We start from the raw sequence: 21642 nt of genomic DNA, 5'->3' as shown, positions 1-21642 counted from the left end.
AATCCTCCTTAAAAATGAGCGAACTCATTATGTTGTTAAACAGATTATATGTTTCATTTTATTTTACCTAATAAAGGGAGGTCAACAATTATTTTCTGTATTTTCGATCAATTTAATATGATAATAAAAGTGATGATAAAAAGTTCAAATGTAGTGATAAAAGTTTCGATAAGTCTACAAAATGTAGTGATAAAACGAAGAAAAAACCATAAAAAATAGGCGTATCAAGCAAAGTGTTGATACGCCTTAAAACTACATTGTTAAACAACATGCGTCGTCGTGTAGTAATAATGATATTTATTTAATTATCTTTGATTCAGTATTACATATTATCGTTAGCCATCATCTTCCATTAAAGCGCCCTTTTGTATTAACAATTATGCGTAACTTCTAGCTCATTATTGGCATATATTGTTCCGTAAGTAGCACAAAGTAACATACCACCACAAACCTCGCTACTCACTTGAAAGTTTATGTTATCTTCATATGTATCTATGCTATCAGCTCTAATTGTATCTACAAGTTTTTTAAAATCAAGAACTGGTAAATATTTCGCTATAATTTCATAGCTTGATAAATTATCTTCATTATTATATGCATTATATTCCTGAATTTCTTTATAAATCGGACTTGGACTATACGGATCATGTTTCAATTGTCCATTTTCATCTTCGAATTTTTTTATTTCTTCTTTAACTATATAATCTGGATAATCTTCACTGCCTTCATCTTCATCACCAAATTCCCAAAATGGATATTCTATATCACATAAGTGCGTTATAATCCACATTAGAAATTGCTCATTTATAAAACCCGCATTTGCTTCTAACTCCTTGAATCTATTACCATAATATTTTGTAGCTTTTTCTATCTTCTCTTCTTGGGACATATCATCCGTCGCCCCTGTTATATCGCATCCATCTAAATTTATAAAAATGCTATTGAACTTACCTAAAACACCTAAATCAACGGTTTCACTCCAGTAAGCTTCACCATCTCTACCGATTTTTATCATAATATCCTCCATTCTGCTGCTATCGCCTCAAACTCACGTTTGCCCATGACGTTCTCTAATGATTTGTTTTTAACGTGCTTCCCGAAAGAAGTCCCCATCTTCAAGCGCGTGACGGGCGATAGCCAAGCGATCAGGTGGGGATGAATTTCGGTTAGGCATCGCCTAACTGACTTGTAAGAATAACCAATTATGATTGTGGTGCATACATTCAATATCTGATATATTCACTTGTTTATAAGATTTAGCAGGATTTTGTATATAATGGCCGTCCAAATCTTGCACATACACCACCTTCCCTGTAAATCCTGTCACGAATCCTATTTGTCCAAACGCTTTCACCTTATCACCTAGATACATTGTGCCTACGTACGGTGTATTTTTATTATTTCTTTTCGCTGTTCTATTTTTCGTTTTTCTTCCTTTTCTTGCAGTTGCTTCATGAAGAGAACGCTTTTTCTTTCTAAATTGCTTGATGCGAAACTCACCACTTTGATAATATTCTCGTAATTGTTTCGGATTTGTAATCGCAATGGCATCATTATAGTGTGTTTTAGATAACCTTAATTCTTTTCGCTTCGGTGTTGTGTAACTCCCATACGTAATCTCACAATCTAAACGCTTCATGATTTGAAGTCGCAAAATATTCATAAAGGCGGTCTCTTTATACTGTTTTGGTTTCTTAAAAATGTGTTTAATTTTTCCTTGGTGGAATTTTTGATGACATTCTTCATGTACCGTTACAAGGTTCTCTACCATATCTGAACCACCCTTATGTCGCTCAATGATATGGTGCGTGTGTAAAATACCACCTTTTTTCTTACAGATTTGACATGTATAATGGTCTCTTGCAAATACATAGTATCTTATATTCCAAAAGCCAAATGCGTCTCCTTGTTGATATTCTTTCCCTTGTATATCAGGGTTCTTTAGTTTTTGTACATCAAACTTGCCGACTTCTACAATGATTTTTGGTGAAGGTAATAGTGATTTGAATGTTTCAGTCCAATGAATGATGTTATCGGTTCGGCTTTGAATCGATGGTGGAAGCCAGCCCTCTTTCTTTTTTCGATTGAGAAAACGTGCTTTTCGGTAGCGGGTTTTACGTTGTCTTCGGCTTCTACGTAATGTAGCTCTAAGAGTAAGGTTCTCTTTCACATCCTGACGTAATTCAATGGTTCCTTTCACTAGTACTTTTTCCTCTGTTGTAATCGCGATCCCCACATATTTTGTACCGCTATCGACACCGATTGTAACAGGTTGTACTGTTTCACCAGTCGCATATTGCAATTGAATGGTAAACGGTGTGTAACCTATAATTTTTGCTTTCCCCTGTTTGAGAAGAAGCCGTGCCTTACGAGTACTGCAAGGCATGAGCGGTTCTCCTCGTAAATTCTTGACAAATACACGCATGTTTTGCCCCTCCTAAGAGTTTGTTTCCCTTCGCCAATGTTTGTAGGTGTTAGCAACTTCTTATGAAAGAAGGCTTGTGGTTGACCGTTCCTTCCCAACCAGAACTGTTACAGAGCCACCATAGAGCCAAGAACTAGGGAATTATTCTTGGATATGCAACCTACGAACGTAGTCTACAAAAGGCTGAGGCTAGACAACCAGGGCTTTTTTACAAGCCCCCACTTCAAAACGCGTTAGCGTTTAAGTGGTGGGTAGTTGACTGTACTAGAACTTAATAACTGTCCAATTCAGTGTAGCCTATTCAAATCAACCATATCAAGTCTTTGCATCCTGCCAGAAGGAAAAAACCTTACTTCCAAACGACCAGTCAATACCATTAACTTGCAATAAAAACAGGGGAACTTTGGGTTCAGCCCCTGCCCATCAAGCTAAGACTTTAGATTTCACCCTAAACGAAAATTTTATTAGTACATATAAGTTTACAAAATTCCTTGCAAGAATTTTGACCATTAAAATAGGAATTGGTTTATATTAAAATTAGTATTTATAGGTTCCATATAGGAGGTATTAAATTAAATTGGAAAAAGACTTTATGGTAATCAATAGTTTTTCTGGTGAAAATTTAACTGGAAATCCCGCTGCTGTTTTTTTTAATCCTAGCGGTTTGAATAATAATACTTTGCAAAATATTGCTAAGCAGATAAACCTTGTGGAGACCGTATTTGTTTATCCCTCTAATAATGCAGATTTTCTATTTCGATATTTTACTCCTATTAAAGAAGTATCGCTCGCTGGACATCCAACAATAGCAGCATGTATAGCATTAGTAAATGCTAAGATAATTGATCTCAATAAAAAGAAAATATATCAAATCGAAACTCAAAATGGAATACGTGAAGTTGTTATTGAAAACATTGAAAATCAAGTGATTGTAAAAATGAAGCAAAGCTCTCCTAAGTTTATTTCACCAATAATAGACAAAAAGACAATTGCAAATACTTTAGGGATAAATGAAGCTGATATTAATTTCAATCTCCCAATTCAAACGATTGATTTAGGTGTAAAATATTTAGTGATAGCAGTAAATTCTTTAAGTACATTAATGTCAGTTAAACGTAATGTTCAATTGTTACAAGAGTTGTGTGAGAATTTGGCTGTTCGTGAAGTACAAGTATTTACATTTGATACTTATGGAGAAAATTTTGATTTCCACACTAGAAATCTTTGCCCTAGAGAAGGTATAGAGGATCCTGCTTGTGGAATGGGGAACGCTGCTGTTGGGGCATTTCTTGCCAAAAATTATTATAATGAACAAAAGTTTATTCATCTTCGAGCTGAGCAAGGCGCAATTGTAAAAATGCCTTGTTTAATAGAATTGTTTATATCTAAAAAAGAAGGAAATATAGAACTGTATATAGGTGGTACTGGTAAAAAAGTGGTTGAAGGTAAGTTCTTTATTTAATTTATTATAGTAGTATCGCTATATTGCTAACACCCTAAGATAAATTTATGTCCATAATTCGTCAGAACGCTATAATTTTTATAGAAATATATAGAAAGGATTGTATTTTTTATGAATCTATCGATTACTGATGAATTACAATTATTTTCTAAGGAATTGCAGCGGAATATGTCACCACATGCTTTGGAACAATTAGCTAGGAAGGTTCCTCTACTATGTTTCAAATGCGCCAATTACAAAGAAGCTATCCAATATTTAGAATAGCTTCTTTACTTATTCATAAACAGTCACAATAACTCCACCCATATTGTCCCCTGAAATTTCGTAATGCTTATTCACTGGAACATTCACGTTAATATTCTCTGGAACTTTATAATAAGAAGTCGTATACTTTTTACCTTCAACATACGTTGAAATTTCTTTTTTCTCTTTTAAGAAATCCAAATATTCCTCTAAGGTAAAATTATTTTTTTGCATAACAGCACTATGAGGTAAACCGACATAACGTATATGCCATGGCTCATATTGAATCCCTGTAATATTACTTTTATTTTTCGGATAGCGTAAAACAAATCCGTATTTCCATACGTTTTCCTCAATCCATTTTCCTTCAGGAGCTTTCTCCATTTTCATTTGAGTAGACCCAACATCAAGTGATAACCCTAAATTATGTTCACTATATCCTGCTGGAAGTGCGTAATCAGAGCCCATTTCCTCATATAGCTTCCTTTGTTCTTTAAAATCTCGATAACCGCTACTCATCAAAAAATGCTGCACTCCTTCTTTTTCTGCTGCATCTACAATCTTCAAAAACTTTTTCACAATATCCTTTGATAAGCGAAGGTTTCTATCAAATATCACATACCCTCTTACTAATTCAGTATTTTGAAATACATTTATAATATCGGACCTTATACTATCTTTCTTAATAGGGTAATCTTTATTAACTAGTAATAAATCCCCTTTATGAATTTGTTCCTTTGTAATCTCTTTCTTTTCAGTATTCGCTGCATTTACTTTATCATCTTTTTCTACGATTTTAACATCTATTCCCTTTTGAAATAACGGTGCTATATAAATCCCAACACATACTGTGCACAATATAAAAAGAGAAATAAATACCCACTTCTTCATTCCGAGTTCCTCCTTGACCTAACATACCTATAGGATAGAAAAAACTATTAAAATAAAAAGTGGGGTAAACTTAAAATTTTTATTAAATTTCCGAACTATCTTCTTTTGGCAATCTCACTTCAAATATTGTTCTTATTACATTACTTTCAGCAGAGATCGTTCCATTATGCTGCTCCAAAATATTTTTTGCAATAAATAATCCAAGACCTGTACCGTCTTGTTGCTCCGTTCTAGCTTTATCACCTGTATAAAACATATCAAAAAGATATGGCAAATCTTCTTCTGGAATGCTATCTCCGTAATTAATAATTTGTACGACAACTTCTCCATTATCAATATATCCATTCATATCAACAAATTGCCCATCATATCCGTAGCGAATAGCATTCGTTAAAAGGTTTTCAAATACTCTAGCTAACAATTTTCCGTCACCATTAATAGGTAAATGAGAATTAACATTCAATCTAGCTTCTAAATTTCGCTTCTCTAATAACGGATATAATTCCTCATCTAACTGTATAAGCAACTCACTTATATCAATTGTTTTTTTATCTAACTTTAGCATGCCATAATTCATTCGCGTAATTTCAAATAACTCATCAATTAAACTTTCAAGTCGCTGCGATTTCGTAAATGCAATCGTAGAAAAATGTTTAATCTGTTCCTTCGTCAAATTCTCATCTTTAAGAATTAAATCTAAATAACCTAAAACAGATGTTAATGGCGTTCTTAAATCATGAGCTAAGTTAACAACCAGCTGATCTTTACTACTTTCTGCAAAGCCTCCTCTTTCAACCGCTTCTTTTAACTTTTCGCTCGTTAAGTTAATTTCACGCGCAATATTTCCGAATTCATCATTTGATGAAATATGAACTTTATTTGTAAAATCACCGTTAGCGAGATAATGAATGCCGTTAGAAATTTCATTAAAATACTTTAAGTATGGTTTTGTTAAAAAGAAAAAGAATAAAATAGATAGTGGGATAAAGAAAATCAAAAAGAAATTAATATCTCCAAACTCTCTTACTATTGACCTAAATTTTGCTAAAGGATCTTCATAGCGCACCATCGTTTTATAATAGAACTGTAATCCTTTATAAATCATATATGTTACGCCAGCTGCTAATACCATACTTAACGTAAACAAGGCGATCATTTTAAAACGAAAGCTTCTCATCATTTTAGCCATTGAAAGTATAGCCTACCCCCCATACCGTTTTTATTAACTTATTCTTTCTTTTATCCTCCCCAAGTTTTTTTCGTAAAGTACGAATATGTACCATAACTGTATTTCCACCTTCGTAATAATCATCTGCCCATACTTGCTGAAAGATATTTTCAACACTATATACTTTCTTCGGATGACTCGCTAATAAATATAAAATATCAAATTCTTTTGGGGTTAATTCAATTTGCTCTCCGTATACATTTACCGTTCGTCGCTCAGGATCAATAACAACTCCGCCTACTTCTAAAACGGATTTATTCTCCTCTACTTTCGGCTGATTTAACGTAAGAAATCGGCGTAGTTGTGCATTTACACGCGCAACTAATTCAATCGGTGTGAAAGGCTTCGTCATATAATCATCCGCGCCTAGTACAAGACCTGTCACCTTATCAAAATCAGATGTTTTCGCACTTAAGAAAATGATAGGCATATGATGTTTCATACGAATTTGTCGCGTTACTTCATAACCGTCCATTTTTGGCATCATAATATCTAAAACAACTAAATCGATTGGCTGTGATTGAATGATACGAACTGCTTCTTCTCCATCAGTAGCTTTCACAACATGATAACCTTCTTTTTCTAAATGTATCCCAATTAATTCAGCAATTTCCACCTCATCATCAGTTATTAAAATTGAAATACGCTTCATTTTATTCCCCCTATCTCATTTCGTTTTCATACGCTCAATTTTAAACTAGTCTGCTCCATTTATACCACCCTAAAAATGGTCTTACCTGTAACTTTTGCATTTATTTTGTACTTTTTTTAATACTTATTTTGCGTGAAAAGAAAAAAGGATCATACATATTAGTCCTGCTAATATGTATGATCCTTTTATATTTATTCCACAAACGCGCCCTTTAACAGAAGACTCGATTTCAAGATAATCTTAACAGACATTAATATCGATCTTCAGTTACTGCCCCCTTATATGTCCTAGTGACAGGGTTCTTAACATAGACCGCAAAGCACCATGATGTCAATGATTCTCCTAATTCGAATGCTCTTCTTTTATGATTTAAATGTAATGAATTATAGTATTTCTATATAACCTTCTGTTCCATTTACTCGAATACGTTGCCCATCTTTTATCAGCTTGGTGGCATTTTCAACACCGACAACGGTAGGTAAGCCATATTCACGTGCGATGACTGCTCCATGGGTCATCAGTCCGCCAACTTCGGTGACAAGTCCTTTTATGGATACAAACAATGGTGTCCAGCTAGGATCAGTGAAGGTTGTAACCAGTATATCTCCATCTTCTAGATCTGCATCTTCCATTTTTAAGATGACGCGTGCTCTGCCCTCTATAAGTCCGGAAGAAACCGGTAGACCTACAATAGCTTCGGCTGGGAGATTTTCTCCTTTGTGTTTACCTACAATGATTTCACCATCAGACGTGATAACACGTGGGGGAGTTAGTTTTTCATATAGTTTGTACTCTTCTTTTCGTTTGCTGATGATCTGGTAATCCAATTTATTTGTGCGTACGACTTCACGAAGTTCCTCAAAAGTAAGATAGTATATATCTTCTTTTTCACGAATAACTTTGGCTTGTACAAGCTGTTCGACTTCTTTCATCAAAGCCTGTTTATAGACGAAGTAGCGATTAATCATGCCGTATTTTGGATACTCCCGATAACCGATGAAATTCCGGATCAGGCTGATCATTCGTTTTGTTTCTTTGGCTTTTTGTTCACCATCCGGTAATTGCTTCAATCGATCTAATAACTCTTGTTCTTTTTCCAAAGCTTCCCGTTGCCCTTGCTCGAATTTCCGATTGCTAGCATTAGGCTCAAAGTTTTTGATGTTACTGAGAATCATAGGGATGAGTGTAGTTGGTTTTTCGCTCCAACGAGGTTTAGTAATATCGATTTCTCCGGTACATCGCATTCCGTATTTGTTGAGATAAGCATAGATAGCGTCTTGGGTTTCCTGTCCACCATCAAACTTTACTAGTTCATCCAAAAAGTTATCATCTTTTACATGTTGTAAATAATTGATTACTTCCGGATAAGGACGAATCACATCGGCGACATCCAATAGCGCCAGACCCATTTCCGAAGTAATATTGTTTGGTACAGATAGAGACAGCGTGTCTGCTACGTTTTTTTCACCTAACCACTTGTTCATTTTTTCATTGATCCATGATGAAGCATCCATAGCAGCCATAATCACACCCGAACTTTGTGGGTCAAATAAAATCTTCTTTAATTGCTGGTAATCTTCTAGAATAAAATCAAATAAATCCAATCCTGATTTCGTTTGGATGTTTTGTTTTAACTCTTCTATTGATGTTTCACTACTCTTAATCAAATCAAGAACGATTGTCGGATCGTTTTGGAGGTTTTGTGCTAGAGAACCCCAAGACATACCTTTATTGCTTTCACTGAGACTCCGTACTTTTTTATTATTGGGTAACGATTTTATAAAATCTTCTCGCTCTACTATGGTCATGAGTGCGTCTTTTATGAGCGGATCGGATTGTTCCATTGCATTTAATAAAATTTTTCTGCTGACAGGTGAAGCAAGAATATGTGTGTGATCGATAAACATTCTCCCACCTGCGTGTCGCAACGGTTGATCATAGGTTAAATGAAAGAGGGACATGCCAAGTGGCTTAATCGGTTCCGTCATCATCTGCACATGACCGACAGATACATAAACACGATTCGCTTGATCATCTGCTTCAGGGACAGGGTATAAAGTAGTGATGGGACGACTTTGCACGATATAAAATGTCTCGTCAGCCAGACACCATTCGATATCTTGTGGGCAACCAAAATAAGCTTCAATCTCTCTGCCTATGCGTGCGAGCTGTAAAATTTGTTGTTCAGTAAGTGTTTGCGTCTTTTGCTGATCAGGATCGATCTGCTGTGTCTCTGTTCCGCCTTCTTTTCGTCCATAGATAGCCAATTTTTTGGTTGCTATCATCTTATTGACGATTTTATCTTCTTGCACCTTATAGCAATCCGCAGATACCAAGCCGGAGACAAGGGCCTCTCCTAGTCCAAAGCTAGCATCGATCGATAGTAGCTTTCGATTGGAAGTAATCGGATCAGCAGTAAATAAAATTCCTGAAGCCTGTGGGAAAATCATCCGTTGAATGATAACGGATAGGTAAACTTGGCTGTGATCAAATCCGTTTTTGATTCGGTAAATTACTGCGCGATCAGTAAATAGGGAAGCCCAACATTTACTGATATGTCGCAATAATGCATCTTTTCCGATGATATTTAAATAGGTGTCCTGTTGACCAGCAAAGGAGGAAAATGGAAGATCCTCGGCTGTAGCACTTGAACGAACAGCATATGCATGCTCGAATCCAAAAGTTAAGAGACATCGATCGATATCTTCTTCGATCCCCTTCTCGATCTCGATCCCCTCAATCAGCTCACGAATCTTCCTGCTAATTTCACTAATTCTTTCTCGTTCGTCCACTTTTTGAACTGCTAGTTGATCCAGTAATTGATGAAGCTCCTCATTTTTCCCAATGACTCTTTTATATGCCTCAGTGGTAACACAAAATCCCTCTGGTACAAGTATTCCTTCAATCCTCGAACATTCGCCCAAATTCATCCCTTTGCCACCGACCACCATTTGTCTCGTTTTATCGATCTCCCGAAACTCTAGTACATATGGTTTCATTTCTTTCCCTCCCATTTATCGCTCAATACCAAGACGAATCATATGACAAAAATTGTTCATCTGATCAACCAATTACGCTGTCCACTCGTTCTTGCTCCTGGCGAAGTTCCATGTTCATATCAAACACGCCTTTAAAAAAATAAAAATAGGGATTGACTGAAAAGAATTTTATGATGTATAATTAAAATAGGGATTATTTGCACAAAAATCAATTAATGGTGTATCTATATAAATTTACCACAGTTTCTCATTTTTATCAATGTATTTACACGACCATACTTGTTGCAAATTCAAAGGAAGAAAAACCCCATTTTACAAGATAAATGACTCACAAAAAATGATATCCAAATATCCAATCATTTAGTGTAGCGTCAGGAAAATACGGATTTACAACGTTAAGAAATTCCAATATTAAAAAGCCCAATTTCTTAGTATTAATATTAAGAAATTGGGCTTTTTTCGTTACCCCATTAAAGCACCGGTTCTGTTGCAAAGTTACCCAACACATAGAGAATCTAGGGTTGCATCGTTAAATGGTTATGCAACCATTAATAATTCCTGTAATTCGTTATACACCGAAAAGGCGGAGCCTATTTGAAGACTTCGCCTTTGTTTGTATAGGGCATGAATGGTTTCAATGCCTTTTATTGTACGAGAAGCATGCTGGAGCGTTTGAAAACGACTTTTCACATGTCGGTGGTCTTGTTCTATACGATTATTCATATGTTTAACGGTACAATGAACGGTGCTTTTGTAAAATCCTTTCTCCTTTAACTTTTTAAATGCACAAAGTAACGCTGGCGCTTTATCTGTTGTCAGAATCGTTGGTTCCCCAAAAGTTTTAACCAATCTTTTCATAAGGGCATATGCCGCCTGATTATCTCGCTTTTTACGAAGTTGAATATCAAGCGTATGGCCTTCTTTATCAATCGTACGATATAAATAACACCATTTCCCTTTGACTTTTATATAGGTTTCATCCAGTTTCCAAGATAAGTGTACGTTCATCTTTTTCCAAAGTGTACTTGAGTTTCGAAAACTTTGCAACAGAACCAGATTTTTCTTATATTTTTTTAATAATCCTATTAAGTTTTTTGTAAAATTCACCTTTTGTTTTTACATGATTAAACTGATTCGGATTAATATTAGCTTTTTGAGAGAGTGCTACAATCTCTTCTTTTGTAATTGAATCTTTAGTATTTATAGATGCTATATTTGTATATTTTCCATCTTCTGTTTTTGGAATTTCTAAAATTCCTTTATTTACAAGATCCACTACAGCCTTATGCTCTGAAGAATGTGTATCTACACCGATAATTTTCCAATTATGCATAACTTTTGGCGTGTATACACCATTCTTTACCTCTTTTAAATATGTAATAGCAAGGTTACGAATGGTTCCACCTGTTTCTCCGAATGCATTCTCTTGTTTAGATGACCAAATTTGTTCAAACTTACGTCCCTCTAAAGCTCCCCCTTTTGCCTGAAGAGCCTCCATTCTATATGCATTCATTCCCAGCGTCATAAAATCGCTCATTTTAATTGGTTTATTTGTACGAATAGATCGTAAATTTGTAATTCTACTTCCATATGGTTTTGTTAAGTCAATTTCGTATTTTACGCCTCCAAAGAAATCGTTCGTACTGTATTTAGACGCACGGCGGGTTTTATCAAAGCTAACTGTTACATCTCCGGCACGAGATGAGTTAAAATACCCTGCCGCCCATTCCATGTAGTCTTTTAAATCTTTCCCAGTTATCTTATATACTGTAATTTCTCCCAAAGCATATTGGTAATTATACGCAATATCTTTCTTCTTAATAGGACCTACATCCAAACGGGCATAATCGTTATCAATTTGATGGGCTACTACATCTGCTTTGCTGTAATAGAGCATGACTTCATGAAAAAAATCTGATAAAGGTGTCTCTTGAATTTGTACACTTGGAATACCCTTTATTTCATTTTCAGGAACAAGATTTCTACCCTTTAATTGAGCGACTACAACATTTGCATCTCCTCTCGCATACTCGTGAAAAGGTGTTAGTGTTGCTTCAAGTGTAGGATCAGATAATACCGTTGTTCCATCAGCATTTTTTACAGGTAAAGCGGTAGCTGTTTTATCTTTTAAAACCAGCTTGCCATCTTTCTTTGTAAAAGTAAGGTCAATACGTGAGATATGCGTTCCATATTTATCTGGTTCTGTAATAATAACACCATTTACAACTTCTTTTTTAACAAGTTTATGCATATGAGCTGCAAAAATAGCGCTTATTTCCGGACAAGCATTCGCAATATCTTGAACCCCAGTACCAGGGATTCCATTCTCATTTTCTAGTCCCATATGCATAACCCCTACCATTACATCTACTTTACCTTCTAATTCTTTAATTACCTTTTTTGTCTCTTCTACTGGATTTTTCACCACTAAACCAGCCAAATGATCTGTCCCTTTTTCAAAATCACTAATCATTGGTGTATTCATGCCAATAATCCCAACTTTAATTCCACCTTTTTCAACAATCGTATATGCAGGAAGAAAACGCTCTCCATTCTCCTTATAAATATTTCCTGCTAACGTCTTTCCCTTATATTGCTCACTAACTTTTTTCAATGTATCTAATCCAAAGTTGAATTCATGATTTCCAAATGCCCAAGCATCATATCCCATTGCGTTCATCGCTACCATCATTGGAGATTGTGGCTTATCATTGAATAATTCTACTGAGTTTCCTTGAATTGTATCCCCGGCATCTAATAATATGGTATTTGGATTTTCTTGACGTACCTTCTTTATAACCGTATAAAGCTGCGTTAAACTTCCACTCATATTTGCACCATCAAGCGCATAATCCCAAGGCATAAATCTACCATGAATATCTGCAGTACCCAATAATGTGATATTAACATCAGATTCCTCAGCTTTAGAGATAGCTGGTTTGACTGTTACTGCTGTTCCAAGAAGTATAAGAATAACAAAATAACATACATAGTTCTTCCATTTCATTTTTGGCATAATAACAATATTTCTCCCCTTTTTGTACTGTCATAAAGTTGCTTGAACTTTAAAAATGTAACTTATTATTTGGAAAACTTCAACTACAAAAGATAATTTTGGAGGTTCTGGTGCAAAAAAATCTCTTAAACTTGGATATACTGATACTATTACTCTAAAAAAGGGTGTAATCGGTATGGAAAACCAAAATTTGTTCAAATGGAAACATTATCAGCCTGACATTATTTTATTAACGGTGAGATGGTATCTACGGTACAACTTGAGCTTTCGTGATTTGGTGGAAATGATGGAGGAACGAGGTTTGTCCGTTGCCCACACAACCATTATGCGTTGGATTCATCAATATGGACCTGAATTAGATGCAAGAGTACGACGTCACCTTAAGCTAACTAATGACTCTTGGAGAGTCGATGAAACCTATATTAAAGTAAAAGGACAATGGATGTACTTATATCGTGCAGTCGATTCAGAAGGGAATACGATTGATTTTTATCTATGTGAATCAAGAAATAAACAAGCAGCCAAGCGCTTTTTCAAGAAAGCCTTGGCTTTTTCGTACGTTTCTAAACCTCGCGTGATAACAGTGGATAAGAACCCTGCCTACCCTGTAGCGATTCAAGAGTTAAAAGAAGAGAAACATATGCCTGAAGGTATACAACTAAGGCAAGTTAGATATCTCAATAATATAGTAGAACAAGACCACCGTTTTATTAAGAAACGTGTGCGTTCTATGTTGGGATTCAAGTCTTTTGACACAGCTACATTCATTCTTTCGGGAGTAGAAGCCATGCATATGATCAAAAAAGAACAGAGTGATTTACGGGATCTGATATTATCCCCTTAAGGTAGACAGTGTAAAAAGACCATGAATAGACATGGGTGTTACACTTTTACTTGGAGGGGATTTTATTATGGTTAAAAAAGTAGATACATTTCAAACGTATTCAAATGAATTAAAGATACAAGTTGTAAAAAGTTATTTAAATGGTGAGGGTAGCCAATCAGCTATAGCTAAGAAATATAAGCTGAAAAGTAGAACACAGTTAATGAATTGGGTTCGGAAATATCAAGAAACAGGCGACATTTCAGATTTACGAAGAAACAACGGTGGTAATAGTGGTTTAAAAAACCCCTTGAAAGGTCGTCTTCGTACGAAATTCAATAGTGTTGAAGAGGAATTAGAATATTACAAGGCTCAGGTAGCGTATTTAAAAAAGCGGTATCCAAATCTATAGGAGGTGTTCTTGCCCAAACAGCTAAGTATGAGATTATTGAAGAACTACGTTCTCAATATAAAGTAACATGGCTTGTCATCATTGCGCAGTTAAATCGCTCTAGTTACTATAAGTGGCGCTCAACATGTATACAAAGACAATTACGCCTTTCAAAAGATTATACACTGCGTGAACAGATTCAGGCCATTCATATAAAACACAAGGAATACGGTTATCCTCGCATGAAAGTTGCCTTGCGAGATGCTGGATTTTTAGTGAGCCACAAAAAGGTATACAGACTTATGCGAGAACTCCAAATTCAATCAATCATCCGTAAAAAGCGACGCTTTTTCAAAGGTAAATCCTCAAAGGTTTTTCCAAATGTAGTAGAACAACAATTCCGAAATCGAAAGCCAAATGAGGTACTTGTTACAGATATCACTTATTTGTCATTCAAAGATAAATTTCTCTATTTATCAGTCGTTCAAGACATTTATAACAATGAAATCGTAGCTTGGAAACTCTCGCATCGCAATGATTTACAACTTGTTCTAAAAACATTAGGTTTAGCAGCACAAAAAAGAGATGTGTATGGAACCATCATCCACTCAGATCAAGGATCAAGGATTCCAATATACATCTCGTGCTTATTATCATGCGCTTCAACAACTAGGTGCCATCGGCAGCCACTCTCGCAAAGGAAACTGCCATGATAATGCTTGCATTGAATCATTCTTCTCTCATTTTAAATCTGAAATGTTTAATCTTAATTCTTATCAAAACGAGAAAGAACTCATTCAAACAATTGAAACCTACATCTATCACTATAATTACAAACGATTTCAAAAAAGACTCAACCATCGAGCTCCAATTGAATATCGAATTTCGATGGCTGCATAGTCTTTTTTACAGTTGTCTACTTGACGGGGGTAAGACCAACCAGTCTGTCCAAAATCAGAAAGAATTCATCCATCAATTGTTTGGACTTGCAGCATAAGATACGATTCCGTTAGGAATATATGCGCTTTATTCTCTTTTATTTTATTTTTGCACCAGAACCCTTTTTATTCATAAAACTATTAGAAAAGTTACTTAAGAAATTTTTTTCCACTTTGAATAATAATAAATGAACTGAATTAATAAAGTTATTACTGCAATGCCAGTTAAGGTTACAAAAAAAGTTAATCCCAAATCTAATAAATATGTTACTATTAGCGAGATAACTACAAGAGGAATTGAAGCTAAAACATTATAAAAACGTTTTTTATAAAAAAGATGATCTTTTTCATTTATATAATTATCGACCATAAAAATCCTCCTCTTTCTTTTCTAAACTTCATGTATATTCATATTAATACAACACCTAAATTTTACCACATCATGAGGTATTATTAACATAATTCTCGTTAACGGTAGTAATTTAATTTATATTGTTTACCTGTTTTTTAATTTCATTTTTACCAATTTGATAACCTGAAATCGCCCCTAGTATCAATAAGAAAAAAACACTCCAATCAGATTTACCTGTAACAAAATTAAATACTAAACTACATACAAATACCCCAATAATAAATAAAAATAATTGATTAAATTTCATCATTAACGCTCCCTTTTAATTAACAAATCAAGAACATAAGTATATTCTCGATAAAAGTAAGGAATCCCTTTTATATAACGTGTTTTTACCAAGTTAACATAACCTATCATTATCGGTAGTTTTATTTTTCTAATAACTACTCGTGTTGTGTGACAATAAAGTTCTTTAATTTATTTTTTCAACTAAAGGAGCAAGTTATTTGAAGAAATTCCAGCTTTTTTATTGTCCTACCTCTATAACATAATTTTTTGACAAAATAAAAAGTAAATGAATACAGATGTTTTATTTTTTTAAACTCTTTTCGTAATTTTTTACATCGTCCATTGTTTTGAATGTTTTCACACCAAAAATTTCTTTTTCATCACCACAAATAATGATAAATCCGTTTTTGGCTTGTAGTACCCTGCCTACATTTCCGTTCGGAAGTGGAATGCTAGTAGGATGTTCAATATGCATCTCATTTTTTTTGCTTATGTACTTATCCAGTAGCATTCCGATAGGAAATGCTTCTTGTAAATCTTGAGTGGTATATGAGGTATATGTAGTCTTATTTTCTGCTGAGACTTTTTTATCATTTGATGTACAAGAAGTTAAACATATAAGTAATGCTCCAAAAATAATAAGTGTAGAAAATCGTTTTAACATGAAAGAATTCCTCCTCATTCACTATCCGGTTAGTCACCAACTTAGGATATCAAATGAAGAATGCCAATTTTGCTGTATTTTGTATGTCGCAAACACAGAAAGAATACACTTTTTTAGCTGAATTTTTTTGACAAAATAAAAGACACTCAAATGAATACCTCTCTCTGACTTGAAATCACTTTAATTTTAATAATATCTATATAGACATATGTTATAACCTACATGTCTAATATCGTTTGTTGAGAAATTTGTTGACTTAAATTAAAGTTTGATCAAATTTTTGCTAACAACCTTGATAAATTACTAATATGGGTACCCCTATAAATAAAGAGGTATTAACACACCTGAACAAAAAAACATCTTATTGATATCTTATTTTATAAATAAAACTAGCCTAACAAATAATTGAAAAGGAAATAAAAAAGTCAACTCCTAGTTTGAGTTGACTTTTTTGCGGTAAACTTTCATAGAGCAAGGTTGAGTTACTTTACATAAGTTTAATAGATATACTATATATCTTATTATAACATTAATTGAATGAATTTTTCAATAAATTAGTTATTTGCCCTTCAGATTTTTTTCATATTTCTTCGCAAGTTTATAAAATGATGATCGCTTAACCCCAGACTTTTCCATTGCCGCTACAGCTGTAAGAGAGCCTGATTTCCATTCTTTATAGCCCGCAATAAATTCCTCAGTGATTTCAACAGGTGGACGACCTAAATGTTTACCCTTCTTTTTTGCCACGGCAATCCCTTCAGCTTGACGTTGCTTAATATCTTGTCTCTCTTTTTCCGCAAAAGCAGATAGAATAGTGAGAGTAGCTTTCTGAACCGCAATTTGAATCACATCATTTGTACTCTCGCCAGTGTAATTCACATTGATGAAGGGCTCTTTAATAAATTGTAAATTAATTTGATGTTTTTCATAATACCTGAATTCTTCTAATACATCATTCATACTTCGACCAAGTCGTGTTAAAGAATCAAATACGATGGTATCGCCTGTACGGACAATACGTTTTAACATCTGGTAATTTTCACGTTTCATATTACTGCCAGATTGTTTATCAACAAAAATATCTCGTTCCCCTATCCCAAGCGTTTTCATATTCTGAATTTGACGTTCTTCATTTTGATCTTTACTGGAAACTCGCACATATCCAAATTTTTTATATTTCATAAAATGGGTTTCTTTGCCCATCCCCTCGGAATGGGGGAATAGCAAGTGTGGATTTGAAATAAAGAAAATTCTAACTGATTTTCATAAAAAAAGAACTAAAGAATTATTCTCTTTAGCTCTCTTTTCCTGCTAATTTATTATCTATTTCTGAAGTATCTACACCTTCTCCGAACCAATCACATAACTTGTTTTTAGCTAAATCCTTAATATCTTGATCAATATACATAACAACTTGCATAAGAGCAATTCCTAATGCGCCTAAATCATCTGCATAACCAACCACTGGAATAGCATCTGGAATCAAATCTAACGGAAGAATAAAATAACCTAAAGCACCAAGGATAATCCCTTTTGTCTTCATTGGAACGGTATCTTTTTGAAGAGTGTAATACAATAATAAAACCGCATAAACCACATTAGCTCCTGCTTTTTTACCATACTTCTTTACTTTATCCCAAAACTTTGAATCTGAATAATGTTTACTAGATCTCGTTAATTCCTCTTCTAATTGATCTTTTGAATAATCCATAAGCCAATCCCCCAATCTATAAATAATGGTATCCAATCAAATTGTACTAAATAACACTAAGTAAATATAGTAGTCCAAATAATATACAGGTTTAAGCAGACATACCCTGGGACACTTCTTAAAAGGGGTAGCACCAACATTTCGCGGATTTCGTACGTTTAGATGAACCGACAAATAGGTTTGATTCATTAGTTTGTCTTAGAAACCTTATAGTTATTGACCTTAAAGTTGGACTAACCAGTACAAAAAAGTCTCTAAAATGGTCGTTTTGGGTACTTTCCTTAATTCTTTGTAGGTTTAAATTAAAGCTCGATCAAAAACATGTATTAGAAACATATAATTTTTCTTATTTAATTAACAGCGGATAGGTGTCTGCAAATAAATTATATCAATCAGAAGTTGTCTACAAAGAAATATGTGATTCTAAAATTGTTGCGGAACTAGCCGTTGCATACCGAAAGACGAATATAAACCCAGAGTTACAAGAGTTTTTGAAAATAGCGAAAGGCAAGGCGATGAACACATTTACAAAATGACGAGAAAAATGACAAAACTGTAAGAATGCACGAATGTTTGTAAGAAAGTTCGATGTTTTCCTTTTTCTTTTTTTATTATAGTGAAAAAGAAGAAAGAAGAAGGAGATGTCATACTCATGGTGATACCTATTTTTACGAAAGTAAAAAAAGCGTGGGAGGGGAAGGAAGATGACGTTTTCTCAGCTCGCGTTTAAAAACGTTAGTCGAAATATACGTACGTATGCCGCTTATTTTTTAAGTGAAAACGTCATGTTAGAGGAAGAAACAGTACATTCACATAGTTAAGAAGTAGTTAAGTCCCATTTAAACCTTTTTTCCCATAATAAAATTATAAGTGTACAAGAAGGTTGGTATTTTTAGATGAGTACAATAATCAAAACTATTCATGTAATGAAGGTATATGGCAATCAGTTAAACACCTTACTATAAAGGAGGGATTTGAAAATGTCTTTTTCTCAATTCAATATTGATATTTTTCGAGCAATTAATGATTTAGGTAAACAATATTCATTCCTAAACTCAGCCATGGTATTTTTGGCAGAATATATGGTATATATTTTTGGTTTAATTATTATAGCTTATTGGTTTACCGGGTCCAGAAAAAGTAGGATGATGGTTATTCAAGCGATGGTTGCTTTTGTGATTGCTGAGGTGATTGGAAAAATAGCAGGGAAATTTCATTTGAATTATCAACCGTTTGCAGTATTGCCTGATGTTAATAAACTTGTCGACCATGCTGTAGATAATTCATTTCCTAGTGACCATACGATTCTCTTTTTTTCGATTTGTTTTTCGTTTTGGCTTGTTCGTAAAAAGACTGGATGGTTATGGCTTATACTTGCATTTTGTGTAGCGATCTCTCGTATTTGGGTAGGGGTTCATTATCCTTTTGATGTTGCAATAGGGGCTTTAATAGGATGTGTTTCAGCGTTATTTTCGTATTGGTTAGTACCGAAATTTTCTTTTATCAAGCAATTGCTTACTCTATATGAAAGAGTAGAGAAACATGTTTTACCATCCAAAAACAAATCAAAGGGATTTTGAGTATACAAGTATAAAAGTTAGCGTGAAAGATACAGATGCTGACGACCTATATATGGAATGTATTCATGTTGCAGCTGTTGCTTCAGCTATTGCTGAACAAACTAAAGAGCAACAACGAATGAAGAAGGCTTCTTAATTTTGTGTGTTTGTGGATGTGATAAGCGCCCAGGTTTTAGGCAGTGTTGCGGTTCTCTTTCGTTGCAAAGTAAACGTCAAGTAACTCCAAAATATACAATAAAAGTTGATTTTGGAGTTATTTTTTGTTTGCTTCACTTTTTTTCGGCACTCATATGCCTTGTTTACTAGTGGTTCACTTATCTAACCTAAAGATAAGTATGTGGTCCTTTTACAATTTGAATTTCTTTTTAAGCTTCTTATATTTTCTATATGAACGCCTAACAATGTTTAACATGAAATACGGTATTTTAACAGGGAAAGGCAATTTATAAATGAAAGGCAAGTAAAATGTAAAATATGCCTTTTCTAGGTCTCTCCACTTACTATCTTCTTTTGTTTTTAAGAAATCAGATACATCGACTACATATCCCCTTCCGTTTTCCATCATCACATTTTTCCCGTGAACATCACAAGGAGTTAATCCTTGTTCCCTTGCATACTCTAAAGCTTCATTGATATCGAGGATTACCTGCTTAGGAATTTTAATCCCCTTATGAATAGCATCGTATAAGGTAATTTCTTTTAAACGTTTCAATACTATGAAATTTTCTCCTTTATATATAAGCTTCGAATAAGAAGGATGATTTCCGATTCTTCGGTATACTTCTGACTCTTTTTCAATTCCTTCTCCTTCTCGCGCGTAAACTTTCACTACCCAATCTTTGTATTCTTTGTGCATAAATACTGCGGCATAATTACCTGTCCCTAAACACTTCCAAAGTCTAGGAATATCTTTAACTACTACAGGCTCGAATTCATCCTCACTTCTTATGCTTACCTCTTTTAATAATTCGTCCTTTATCAATCCCACAAAACTATTTATACTCATCATTTCCACTCCGATTTTGCTAAAAGGGGTCCCACCCACATTTTAAAATGAATATGTCAAAACATATACATTTTAATTTTCCTCATACTGTTTGGCAAGTTTATAAAATGAGGAACGTTTGATGCCATACTTTTTCATAGCTCCTACGGCTGTAATTGAACCAGATTTCCATTCCTTGTAAGCATCCATAAATTCTTCTGTTATTTCGACAGGCGGACGTCCTAAACGTTTACCTTGCTTCCTGGCAAGAGCAATTCCTTCAGCTTGACGTTGTTTAATATCAATTCGCTCTTTTTCTGCAAAGGCTGATAATATTGTAAGAGTTGCTTTTTGAATTGCACTCTGAATGACATCATTTGTACTTTCTCCAGTGTAATTGACGTTAATATATGGTTCCTTTATAAATTGTAAATTTACTCTATGCTTTTCATAGTACCTAAATTCTTCTAATGTATCATTCATATTTCTCCCAAGTCTTGTTAAGGAATCAAATACAATGGTATCTTCCGCACGAACAAGACGTTTTAGCATTTGATAGTTCTCTCGCTCCATATTTTTTCCAGATTCTTTATCAATGAAAATATCCCGATCTTCTATCCCTAAATCCTTCATATTCTGAATTTGTCGTTCTTCGTTTTGATCTTTACTTGAAACTCGTACATAACCAAATTTTTTATGTTTCATATACTACACCTCACTGGTAATTTTACCAATTATGTCTGTAAAAGTATATAAAATAAACAGATGTCTGTAAAGTTCGAAACAGACATTTATAGACGTGGGTTTTTATAGTTTTCTATGTATCTGTAAAGGTATACCTTTACAAACACTTTGGTTAGGAATCTGTATGAATTTTTTAAAGGCGCAACACATTTGTCCCAGAACCAATAATCGTATACGTGTACCTTCTCAAGATGGATAAGTAATGTTTATTTACGAAAAATTTCATGCTCATTAGCTGTTTAGTTCCTCG

Annotated in this window: 21 protein-coding genes and 2 pseudogenes; 8 read left to right on the top strand and 15 right to left on the bottom strand. The window is 34.2% G+C overall.

All coding sequences use genetic code 11. The features are described 5' to 3' along the window. Positions 1-370 precede the first annotated feature (370 nt). Both QUF99_RS02695 and iscB read right to left on the bottom strand, forming a co-directional pair. Positions 371-1015, bottom strand: coding sequence for a hypothetical protein (locus QUF99_RS02695; RefSeq protein WP_289368533.1), 645 nt, complete (start codon positions 1013-1015; stop codon positions 371-373). 162 nt (positions 1016-1177) lie between these two features. Next, positions 1178-2425 carry an RNA-guided endonuclease IscB gene (gene iscB / locus QUF99_RS02690; RefSeq protein WP_289368532.1) on the bottom strand — a complete coding sequence of 416 codons (1248 nt, stop codon included), beginning with the start codon at positions 2423-2425 and terminating at the stop codon, positions 1178-1180. A gap of 577 nt (positions 2426-3002) precedes the next feature. Between iscB and QUF99_RS02685 the strand changes: the two genes are divergently transcribed. After that, the gene (locus QUF99_RS02685) at positions 3003-3887 is read left to right on the top strand and encodes a PhzF family phenazine biosynthesis protein (protein ID WP_289368531.1); all 885 of its coding nucleotides are present in this window, start codon (positions 3003-3005) and stop codon (positions 3885-3887) included. Positions 3888-4160: 273 nt separating this feature from the next. Here QUF99_RS02685 and QUF99_RS02680 read toward each other — a convergent pair whose 3' ends face one another. From QUF99_RS02680 to QUF99_RS02655, 6 genes and pseudogenes are all read right to left on the bottom strand, one after another. Beyond that, complete coding sequence (locus QUF99_RS02680) at positions 4161-5021, bottom strand: M15 family metallopeptidase (RefSeq protein WP_289368530.1); 861 nt, start codon at positions 5019-5021, stop codon at positions 4161-4163. Between the two features lie 82 nt (positions 5022-5103). Further along, the gene (locus QUF99_RS02675) at positions 5104-6210 is read right to left on the bottom strand and encodes a HAMP domain-containing sensor histidine kinase (protein WP_289368529.1); all 1107 of its coding nucleotides are present in this window, start codon (positions 6208-6210) and stop codon (positions 5104-5106) included. Next, positions 6203-6901 carry a response regulator transcription factor gene (locus QUF99_RS02670; protein ID WP_289368528.1) on the bottom strand — a complete coding sequence of 233 codons (699 nt, stop codon included), beginning with the start codon at positions 6899-6901 and terminating at the stop codon, positions 6203-6205. Before QUF99_RS02670 ends, QUF99_RS02675 begins: the two co-directional genes overlap by 8 nt. Positions 6902-7284: 383 nt before the next feature. After that, positions 7285-9900, bottom strand: a complete 2616-nt coding sequence (gene ppsA, locus QUF99_RS02665; RefSeq protein WP_289368527.1) for a phosphoenolpyruvate synthase — start codon at positions 9898-9900, stop codon at positions 7285-7287. 537 nt (positions 9901-10437) lie between these two features. After that, positions 10438-10920 (bottom strand): annotated as a pseudogene (locus tag QUF99_RS02660) (IS6 family transposase); the annotation flags it as partial. 43 nt (positions 10921-10963) lie between these two features. Continuing rightward, entirely contained in the window at positions 10964-12916 is a 1953-nt protein-coding gene (locus QUF99_RS02655) for a bifunctional metallophosphatase/5'-nucleotidase (protein ID WP_289368526.1), read from the bottom strand. A gap of 175 nt (positions 12917-13091) precedes the next feature. Here QUF99_RS02655 and QUF99_RS02650 point away from each other — a divergent pair, with 175 nt between their 5' ends. From QUF99_RS02650 to QUF99_RS02640, 4 genes and pseudogenes are all read left to right on the top strand, one after another. Beyond that, positions 13092-13760: an IS6 family transposase gene (locus tag QUF99_RS02650; protein ID WP_289368525.1), complete on the top strand. Its 669-nt coding sequence runs from the start codon at positions 13092-13094 to the stop codon at positions 13758-13760. Between the two features lie 67 nt (positions 13761-13827). Next, positions 13828-14151, top strand: a complete 324-nt coding sequence (locus tag QUF99_RS02645; RefSeq protein WP_286125494.1) for a helix-turn-helix domain-containing protein — start codon at positions 13828-13830, stop codon at positions 14149-14151. Then, positions 14094-14696, top strand: a pseudogene (locus QUF99_RS28450) (IS3 family transposase); the annotation flags it as partial. The gene QUF99_RS02645 and the pseudogene QUF99_RS28450, both read left to right, overlap by 58 nt. Positions 14697-14721: 25 nt before the next feature. Beyond that, entirely contained in the window at positions 14722-15030 is a 309-nt protein-coding gene (locus QUF99_RS02640) for an IS3 family transposase (protein ID WP_289368337.1), read from the top strand. A gap of 192 nt (positions 15031-15222) precedes the next feature. On the opposite strand, the gene QUF99_RS02635 is transcribed toward QUF99_RS02640, so the two are convergent. From QUF99_RS02635 to QUF99_RS02615, 5 genes are all read right to left on the bottom strand, one after another. After that, a complete protein-coding gene (locus tag QUF99_RS02635) occupies positions 15223-15438 on the bottom strand; it encodes a hypothetical protein (protein ID WP_289368524.1) in 216 nt (71 codons plus the stop codon). Positions 15439-15550: 112 nt separating this feature from the next. Beyond that, positions 15551-15727 (bottom strand): D-alanyl-D-alanine carboxypeptidase, encoded by a 177-nt coding sequence (locus QUF99_RS02630; RefSeq protein ID WP_289368523.1) that lies wholly within the window; start codon positions 15725-15727, stop codon positions 15551-15553. A gap of 282 nt (positions 15728-16009) precedes the next feature. After that, complete coding sequence (locus tag QUF99_RS02625; protein ID WP_289368522.1) at positions 16010-16372, bottom strand: hypothetical protein; 363 nt, start codon at positions 16370-16372, stop codon at positions 16010-16012. A 558-nt stretch (positions 16373-16930) separates the two neighbouring features. Next, entirely contained in the window at positions 16931-17554 is a 624-nt protein-coding gene (locus QUF99_RS02620; protein ID WP_289368521.1) for a recombinase family protein, read from the bottom strand. Positions 17555-17666: 112 nt separating this feature from the next. Continuing rightward, complete coding sequence (locus tag QUF99_RS02615) at positions 17667-18083, bottom strand: YkvA family protein (RefSeq protein WP_289368520.1); 417 nt, start codon at positions 18081-18083, stop codon at positions 17667-17669. Positions 18084-18451: 368 nt separating this feature from the next. On the opposite strand from QUF99_RS02615, the gene QUF99_RS02610 reads away from it, so the two are divergent. The 3 genes from QUF99_RS02610 (at position 18452) to QUF99_RS02600 (ending at position 19799) form a co-directional block, all read left to right on the top strand. Then, positions 18452-18619, top strand: coding sequence for a type 2 periplasmic-binding domain-containing protein (locus tag QUF99_RS02610; RefSeq protein WP_033708081.1), 168 nt, complete (start codon positions 18452-18454; stop codon positions 18617-18619). A gap of 444 nt (positions 18620-19063) precedes the next feature. Beyond that, positions 19064-19663: an undecaprenyl-diphosphatase gene (locus tag QUF99_RS02605; protein ID WP_242274723.1), complete on the top strand. Its 600-nt coding sequence runs from the start codon at positions 19064-19066 to the stop codon at positions 19661-19663. Beyond that, entirely contained in the window at positions 19626-19799 is a 174-nt protein-coding gene (locus tag QUF99_RS02600; RefSeq protein ID WP_289368519.1) for a hypothetical protein, read from the top strand. Before QUF99_RS02605 ends, QUF99_RS02600 begins: the two co-directional genes overlap by 38 nt. A 210-nt stretch (positions 19800-20009) precedes the next feature. Here QUF99_RS02600 and QUF99_RS02595 read toward each other — a convergent pair whose 3' ends face one another. Continuing rightward, on the bottom strand, positions 20010-20669 hold the full coding sequence (locus tag QUF99_RS02595; RefSeq protein WP_141497420.1) for a protein kinase family protein: 660 nt from the start codon (positions 20667-20669) through the stop codon (positions 20010-20012). Positions 20670-20741: 72 nt separating this feature from the next. Beyond that, complete coding sequence (locus tag QUF99_RS02590) at positions 20742-21353, bottom strand: recombinase family protein (RefSeq protein ID WP_289368518.1); 612 nt, start codon at positions 21351-21353, stop codon at positions 20742-20744. Positions 21354-21642: the final 289 nt, after the last annotated feature.

This window comes from Bacillus sp. DX4.1 (genome assembly GCF_030348195.1).
Classification (GTDB): Bacteria; Bacillota; Bacilli; order Bacillales; family Bacillaceae_G; genus Bacillus_A.
This window is presented reverse-complemented; position numbering and strand designations above follow the sequence as displayed.

Coding starts and splice junctions, on each gene's coding strand:
- QUF99_RS02675 (WP_289368529.1), bottom strand. CDS start 6,210: ATGGCTAAAATGATGAGAAGCTTTCGTTTTAAAATGATCGCCTTGTTT.
- QUF99_RS02645 (WP_286125494.1), top strand. CDS start 13,828: ATGGTTAAAAAAGTAGATACATTTCAAACGTATTCAAATGAATTAAAG.
- ppsA (WP_289368527.1), bottom strand. CDS start 9,900: ATGAAACCATATGTACTAGAGTTTCGGGAGATCGATAAAACGAGACAA.
- QUF99_RS02600 (WP_289368519.1), top strand. CDS start 19,626: ATGTTTTACCATCCAAAAACAAATCAAAGGGATTTTGAGTATACAAGT.
- iscB (WP_289368532.1), bottom strand. CDS start 2,425: ATGCGTGTATTTGTCAAGAATTTACGAGGAGAACCGCTCATGCCTTGC.
- QUF99_RS02680 (WP_289368530.1), bottom strand. CDS start 5,021: ATGAAGAAGTGGGTATTTATTTCTCTTTTTATATTGTGCACAGTATGT.
- QUF99_RS02695 (WP_289368533.1), bottom strand. CDS start 1,015: ATGATAAAAATCGGTAGAGATGGTGAAGCTTACTGGAGTGAAACCGTT.
- QUF99_RS02590 (WP_289368518.1), bottom strand. CDS start 21,353: ATGAAACATAAAAAATTTGGTTATGTACGAGTTTCAAGTAAAGATCAA.
- QUF99_RS02650 (WP_289368525.1), top strand. CDS start 13,092: ATGGAAAACCAAAATTTGTTCAAATGGAAACATTATCAGCCTGACATT.
- QUF99_RS02620 (WP_289368521.1), bottom strand. CDS start 17,554: ATGAAATATAAAAAATTTGGATATGTGCGAGTTTCCAGTAAAGATCAA.
- QUF99_RS02655 (WP_289368526.1), bottom strand. CDS start 12,916: ATGCCAAAAATGAAATGGAAGAACTATGTATGTTATTTTGTTATTCTT.
- QUF99_RS02625 (WP_289368522.1), bottom strand. CDS start 16,372: ATGTTAAAACGATTTTCTACACTTATTATTTTTGGAGCATTACTTATA.
- QUF99_RS02595 (WP_141497420.1), bottom strand. CDS start 20,669: ATGAGTATAAATAGTTTTGTGGGATTGATAAAGGACGAATTATTAAAA.
- QUF99_RS02615 (WP_289368520.1), bottom strand. CDS start 18,083: ATGGATTATTCAAAAGATCAATTAGAAGAGGAATTAACGAGATCTAGT.
- QUF99_RS02640 (WP_289368337.1), top strand. CDS start 14,722: ATGGAACCATCATCCACTCAGATCAAGGATCAAGGATTCCAATATACA.
- QUF99_RS02670 (WP_289368528.1), bottom strand. CDS start 6,901: ATGAAGCGTATTTCAATTTTAATAACTGATGATGAGGTGGAAATTGCT.
- QUF99_RS02605 (WP_242274723.1), top strand. CDS start 19,064: ATGTCTTTTTCTCAATTCAATATTGATATTTTTCGAGCAATTAATGAT.
- QUF99_RS02635 (WP_289368524.1), bottom strand. CDS start 15,438: ATGGTCGATAATTATATAAATGAAAAAGATCATCTTTTTTATAAAAAA.
- QUF99_RS02630 (WP_289368523.1), bottom strand. CDS start 15,727: ATGAAATTTAATCAATTATTTTTATTTATTATTGGGGTATTTGTATGT.